Annotated in this window: 6 protein-coding genes and 1 pseudogene; 5 read left to right on the plus strand and 2 right to left on the minus strand. The window is 31.2% G+C overall.

The window, feature by feature from the left end; all coding sequences use genetic code 11:
• Positions 1-21 precede the first annotated feature (21 nt).
• From ERL59_RS20270 to ERL59_RS20285, 4 genes are all read left to right on the plus strand, one after another.
• Positions 22-1476 (plus strand): spore germination protein, encoded by a 1455-nt coding sequence (locus ERL59_RS20270; protein WP_160648048.1) that lies wholly within the window; start codon positions 22-24, stop codon positions 1474-1476.
• Between the two features lie 139 nt (positions 1477-1615).
• The gene (locus ERL59_RS20275; RefSeq protein WP_160648049.1) at positions 1616-2725 is read left to right on the plus strand and encodes a Ger(x)C family spore germination protein; all 1110 of its coding nucleotides are present in this window, start codon (positions 1616-1618) and stop codon (positions 2723-2725) included.
• 47 nt (positions 2726-2772) lie between these two features.
• Positions 2773-3399 carry a hydrolase gene (locus ERL59_RS20280; RefSeq protein ID WP_235929980.1) on the plus strand — a complete coding sequence of 209 codons (627 nt, stop codon included), beginning with the start codon at positions 2773-2775 and terminating at the stop codon, positions 3397-3399.
• A gap of 322 nt (positions 3400-3721) precedes the next feature.
• Positions 3722-4219 carry a hypothetical protein gene (locus tag ERL59_RS20285; protein WP_160648050.1) on the plus strand — a complete coding sequence of 166 codons (498 nt, stop codon included), beginning with the start codon at positions 3722-3724 and terminating at the stop codon, positions 4217-4219.
• Between the two features lie 118 nt (positions 4220-4337).
• Here the strand turns inward: ERL59_RS20285 and ERL59_RS20290 are convergent, their stop codons facing one another.
• Positions 4338-4511, minus strand: a complete 174-nt coding sequence (locus tag ERL59_RS20290) for a hypothetical protein (RefSeq protein ID WP_160648051.1) — start codon at positions 4509-4511, stop codon at positions 4338-4340.
• A 125-nt stretch (positions 4512-4636) separates the two neighbouring features.
• Between ERL59_RS20290 and ERL59_RS20295 the strand changes: the two are divergent.
• Positions 4637-4825: pseudogene (locus ERL59_RS20295) on the plus strand (tyrosine-type recombinase/integrase); the annotation flags it as partial.
• 759 nt (positions 4826-5584) lie between these two features.
• On the opposite strand, the gene ERL59_RS20300 reads toward ERL59_RS20295, so the two are convergent.
• On the minus strand, positions 5585-6853 hold the full coding sequence (locus ERL59_RS20300) for a helix-turn-helix domain-containing protein (RefSeq protein ID WP_160648052.1): 1269 nt from the start codon (positions 6851-6853) through the stop codon (positions 5585-5587).
• Positions 6854-7119 lie beyond the last annotated feature (266 nt).

Consider the following 7119-nt stretch of genomic DNA (forward strand, 5'->3'; position numbering starts at 1 on the left):
AAAGTTATCGGAGTGAAAAAAGTGAATATATTCCATAGATTTTTTAAGAATAAAAAACAAAAAACTAAACCTGCTAAAACATACAATAAAGATATCTCATCAAATTTATCACAAAATAAATTATACATGGAATCAATTTTTCACCATACTGAAGATATCACTTCAAAAGAAATTACTTTTCTTAATAGAACAGGGGTCATGTATTATTTAAACTCTTTAGTTAATCAATTTGATGTAGGAGAACGTATTATTGAACCCCTTTTTTCTGCAGAAGAAAATGAATTACAGCAAGTATTATCCTTTGCTGCTATAGAAATAACTGAATGTTTAGAAGAAGTAATTGAATTAATCATCGAAGGAAACTGTGTCATTTTTTTCGAATCAGATCCAAAAGCCTATGTAATTAGTGTGTCCGAAATTATTAGTCGTGACATTTCTTTTTCAGAAACAGAGCAGGCAGTGATAGGATCACACCTTGGTTTTATAGAAAATCTTTCAAAAAATCTATCCCTCATTCGTGCTAATGTCAAAAATCCCAATTTATCCGTAAAAAATCATCAATGTGGGACACGTACAAGAACGAAACTAGCGCTGGTATATGTAAATAATATAACTGACAATAAAATGATTCAAAAAATTGTAACAAGAATATCTGAAATTAATATTAATCATCTTGAGGGATTAGGTGAACTTCAAAAATATTTAGAGGACGTTCCTTTTACTCCCTTTCCCCAATTCCTTTGGACAGAGCGAGTAGATAAAACAGCCTCTTTGTTATTAAAAGGGAGAGTAGGTTTATTGGTTGATGGATATTCTGGATGTCTTATATTACCTGCTACTTTTTTTGATTTTTTTCAAGCTTCTGATGATTTTAATTCTAGATGGTTAATTAGTTTATTCTATCCATCCATTCGAATCATAGCCTTAGTGGGTTCAATACTCTTGCCTGCCTATTATATTAGTATTGTATCTTATAACTTTGACACGATATCCCTTGATCTTATATTACCGATACAAGATGCATTACAGACCGTTCCTTTTAACCCCTTGGTTGAAGCAACATTTATGAGCCTTACGTTAGAACTTCTCAGGGAGTCAGCTGTGAGATTACCTCGTCCTATAGCAGAAACAGTAGGCATTGTTGGTGGATTAATAATAGGTGATGCCATAGTAGATGCAGGGTTGGTCTCGAATTTTATGATTATTATTATTGCTTTAACAGGAATTGCTACATTTATTGGTCCTTATAATGAAATGAGAGTCACTATCCGTTTATTAAGCTTCCCTATGATGATTGCCGCTTCAATCTTGGGTCTAGCAGGGATGACATTTGGAATTATATTTATTATGATACACCTCTGTATACTAGAACCTTACGGTAAACCATATTTATCTTTTGATTATTTACTGAAATTATCATCTAAAATTAGTTTTTCACGAAAACGTGTACCTAGTAAAGGTAGTAATAAGCAATGAGTATGTTATTTATTTTATTTAATTTTGATTATGCGAAGCATATTTATTGGCCTTAGAATAAAAAATCAGTACAAGTACATCTTAAATACTGAAAGAAATAATTCGTCGGAATCACGATTTCATTTAAATGGAGGTTCATGTGTATATAAGAAATCTTTTATTTTCGTTGCTTATCTTTTTATGCCTATTATTAAATGGGTGTTGGGATCAACGTTTATTAAGTGAATTATTTATAGCTATTGGGACTAGTATTGAGAAGCAGGATGATAAATTAATCACAAGGTATGCTTTTGTAGCGGAGGAACAAGGCAAACAAAAAATAGAGGTAATTGTAACTGAAGCTGGTACATTAAAAGGGAACGATACAAAAGTAAATCAATATATGGATGGAATATTTTCACCTTCTGACATTTCATATACGATCATGAGTAGTGAAGTTGTAAAAAAGCATGATCTACTATCATTATTTAGTGTAGATTATATGTCTTCATCTAATGTACTAAGACTAATCCCAGTTGTTACAAATGACAGTATAAAAGATATTTTCCATATTATAGAAACCAAAAATGATTATAAGTATACAACGGAACTATTAGAAGATGCAGCTTACGATACCTTAACAACATCTACTAATTTGCAAAAACTTCTACCCTTCCTATATGATCCTAGTATGGATTTCACACTACCTTATATTTCAATTGATCAGAATAAAATTAAAGTCTCAGGGGTCGCATTATTTCATAATAAAATGTATACAGGAACTACTTTACTTGATGATGATGCTACATTCTTTTTATTACTTTCCAATCAAAAAGGAAAAAGAGCACAGATGGAAGTAAACATAAGCCAGAATGATCAGCCTTTCTTCATTGTTGTAGAAGTTAAAAAAAGCAAAAGTAAAATAAATATCGAACATATAAAAGGTAAAAATATAAAAGCTTCCATTCATTTATTTTTACAAGTATTTATCCTAGAAACTTCAAATGTAAATCAATATTCTAAGTATGAAACAAGTTTTGAAAAAATGCTAGAAAATTATTTTACAACAAAAGCAAATCTAATAATAAATACTTTGCAAAAAGCAAATTGTGACGCGTTTGGAATTGGTAGAGAATTAAAAGCTTATCACTTAAATACGTGGAAACAGTTGCAGTTAGATTGGGGAAAGCATTATCAGTCCGTGATCATTGAACCTCATGTCAAAGTGGAGGTAATAAATAAATCTTTAATGGACTTTAATGAACGTTAAATCTAAGCATTTATGAATTATCCATATTAACTAAAGGAGAGAATTTTTTGGAAAAAAATTCGAATATTACTAATTTACTAACACCTAAAAATTCTGTATTGGTTTTAATTGATCATCAACCTCAAATGTTCTTAGGGGTAGAAAGTCACCACCGTCAATCTATTCTTAATAATGTAATAGGACTAGCAAAGTCAGCAAAAGTATTCGAAGTGCCAACCATTCTTACAACGGTAGGAGCAAAAGGTTTCTCAGGTTCCTTACATCCAGAAATCCAAGCTGTATTTCCACAACAAGAACCAATTGATAGAACTTCTTTAAACGCTTGGGAAGACAAGAGGATTGTCAAAGCAGTAAAATCAATTGGGCGTAAGAAGATCATATTCGCTGGTTTATGGACTGAAATTTGTTTGGCTTTTCCTGCTCTTTCTGCCTTAGATGAAGGTTATGATGTCCATATTATAACGGATGCGTCTGGAGGCGTAAGTATGGAAGCACACGATATGGCAATTCAACGAATGATTCAAGCAGGTGCGAAACCATTAACTTGGGAAGTTGTTTTATTTGAATGGCAACGTGATTGGGCTAGATTAGAAACTGTTGATGCAGCGAAAAATATTTCAAGACAGCACAGTGGCGCTTTTGGTGTAGGGTTGTTTTTTACAGATCATAGATAGATATTATTGAATATTTTATATGTTAAATTAGTATTAAGCAGGTTGAAGCCTTTAATATTTTAGGTTTTCATTCAATAAACCATTTAGCATTGAACTTTTCTATATAAGTAGTATGTATTATAAAGTTATCCATAAAAACTTAAAAGTTGCTCAATTATTTCTTAGATTTAAGTCATTGTAACTGTTGTTTATTTTAATTCCGGCTTCATATTGACACTGACATTAGCTGATTTTCCTTTATACAATACAAAGGTCCAGTCAAAACATTGTTTTAACTCATACAATATCTCACTGAATAAATTAAAAATGTGAGGTGTTTAATATGGGACATTTTGATAAAACAACGTGCGATTGCTGCGTTTGTCCGATGCAGTGTGCTTTAGAGCAGTTGGTCGAACCGCAAACACAAATAAATGTCATAGTCACTACACTGGGTACTATAAGTATCTTCCTCGGGACTTTTACGTTAACAGAAGTCAAAGATTTTATTGCAAAGACGAATGTGGAAATAGACATCACAATCTGTCAAATCATTACAGTCGGTTTTCAAACTCTTCCAACTGATTTTAAGTTAAAGCCCGTTCGAAAGGACATCGTTGGAGAATGTGTATGTTGCGAAGATCCGATGACGAATTTGTTAGTAGGTAAGATTGGAACGAACATCTCTATACCTTCCGGTGGCATTATATCAGCAGGTGTAAAGGATGTTGGAGAAGGCATTGTTTTATTGGACAATATTAATATGGGCGTCGGCATACCAATAACACCCTTTGGTATAACTTCTACATGCTTATTAGACGCTATAGGACCTCCTAGTTAGTTTACCATTTAACTGCACACACCAGCTACACTATGAGCCAGTGGGGATTAAATCTACTTCTCTACTGTATTCTTCACACCTAAACATAATCCACTGATCATATACTTTAAAATCCATATTAATTTTCCCCTTTCAATTTTTTATTTTCACTTAATCGATCTAACATAACAAAGAATAACCAAGGCATATCATTGAGAACTTCTAGAGGCTTGTCCTGCACTTTCTTTTTCCATTCATCAACATCATGAAGCAATTCTATCTCATTTAGGTTTTCAATAGATTGATGAGCCATATCTATTTGCTATTGTTTAAGATGCATTAATACTTCCTCCTTAGATAAACAGTCATAGTATTCTTTCACTACATCTTGTAATAACTGTTCATATGATTTACCGATTTTTGATTATGCGTTTTGTTAGACATACCCACACGTCCTTATTAATCGAAGCAAACTTACACATAAAAGAGATACAGGAACAATTAGGACATTCTGATATTAACACTACTATGACATATACGCACACATGACAAAAAACATAAAAAAAGAGGCTTCCAATAAGTTCAGTAACTTAATGGAAAGACCTCTCTAAAAATCTCACCGACTAATATCGGACACTTTTTCGGACACCATCAAGGGTGTAGGAACTCAAAAACGTTGATATATCAAGGATATTACACCTTTATTACATCATACCGCCCATAAATACAACATAAATACACCATAGCTAGATTTGCTGTAATATGTTAATATACTGTGCTAAAAGTAGCATAATATCAATGGTTTTCATCTTAATCTTATTTTATCTTGTTGTAATATGTTGCGTTTTCTATTTCCCCTATTTCAATTAATGGTATGAACTTTTCATATATATCATCTTTGTTTTCAAGTCTATTACACGATATAGAGAACTTAGAGTACCTACTTATACGATTCAAAAGGAAACAGGTTGCATTTTATGGAAGAGCTTGCACAATATTCAACATACGAAAGTTCTAACTCACCTCCTGCTTCTTTTAAGATTTACCAAGACAATAATGATTATAAAGAGCTGATTTAAAGAGATCCAGTATACAACAGATAGTGTTTACTAACCGTTGGTAAATTGTTTATAGCAACTATCAGACAATTTATATTTTAATACAATTTGTTAATATAAAGTATTTTTCAAATTTTATAACAACATATTCCTTTTTTACATAAGAAAACCACCCCAATACTAAAGTAGGATGGTTGTGTATATTTATAGTATTTTCTACCAACCTGTATCCATCTCACTAAGTAATGTCATAATTGAAGTGATCTCAGGTGAGATTGCTACTGCAAAGGCAAAATAAGCTAAAGATTTGAATATTTTTTTCATAGTATTAACCTTCTTTCTTTGTTAAATGAATTTTTAATTTTTCAATAGTTTTAAAAACATCTATTTCTTTATTTGATTCATGGGTATTCATAATATCCCGTAAACATTCTTTTTCTTTCTCGATTAAGTCAATCATAGCATATCTATTTGCTGCTTCTAAATAAAATTTAATTCCTTCCTCTACTCTACTCCTTAAAATGTAATAATCCCCTTTGAGTCTGAAATAGTGGGCTAGTTCAGATTTTTTAAACGGAGTAACATACTTTGTGTATAATATTTTTTCTTCTAGTTGGATGAGTTCTTCAATTGCTGATAGATTTTTAGTTTGTAAGTATATTTTAATTAATTGATTTACTGCATGTAACAAGGCATTATCTCCAAAATGCGGCAAATTTTCTTGTAAGATTGCAATAGCCAATTGATGATCTCCATTAGCTGAGTGCAACATTGATTCGTTTAACTTTGTATTATCTTTTACTTCAGGAAGGGGAAATGTCTTATACTTATCTAAATATGCTTTTGATTGTTTATAATCACCTAAACGATAGTAACCATTGGATAAAGAACCAATAGTGTTTGCCAACATTCTAGTGTCTGTTATCTTTTCATCTAGTGCCTTTTTATTTAATTCTACGCTCTCCTCAAATAGACATATGTAGTAAGCATGAACCCCTAGTTTACAATATATCAAACCCTTTTCTTCACTTGTAAGGAAATCCTCAAAAAATAAAACACTTTTGCCTGAAGAAAAAGTTAACCGTAATTTAGTAAAATCATCTCTCTCAATAAAGTATGACTGCATTAATCCTTTTGCAATATAAGGCATTATTCCATGGGCTCTTGAATAACTAATAATCAATTTATAAAGCGATAACCTAACAGATGACTCTTTAATACTTTCTGCCTTTTCGTATAATATTTCTACTAAATCTATGCTATTCTCTGTGGGAGAGCTAAGAATTTTCTTTCCTAATTTAGTAATTAAACTAAGATTACTTCCCTGAATAAAATCATTTAACATAGAATATAAAACTTCTAATCTTTCCTCGGTTTCAATATAATGATCAATTATCTTTTCATATGGTAATTTCAATATTACCCCAATCTTCAGAATATTATCCAAGTTTGGACGTTTTGTTTGCCCCGTTTCGATTCTAGATATGACAGCCTTGTCAACGTTAGTTAATTTTTCTAATTGTACTATTGTCATTTTTGCTTGTTTCCGATGATGTCGAATGAGTTCCCCTAATGATGAATGCGTTGCAGTAATCATTGTATTCACCCTTTGCAATTCTATAATTTGTCGATTAATTGTTTTTATATACATTTTAACACCCAGAAACAGTTTAGTTTATTGGGAAACTTTATTGTAAATCACGGTTATTATTTAATAGATTCTCTTTTATTAAAGCAACTTTTGGAAAATTATGTAATATATAATCAGGTTTTGTTCTTAAAACTTTACTTAATACCCAAAAAGAACTCTTTTACACTTTTCAAAAGCCTCAATAATCCTTCATTAATGATATGGATATATAA

This window comes from Chengkuizengella marina (genome assembly GCF_009910845.1).
Lineage (GTDB): Bacteria > Bacillota > Bacilli > Paenibacillales > KCTC-33759 > Chengkuizengella > Chengkuizengella marina.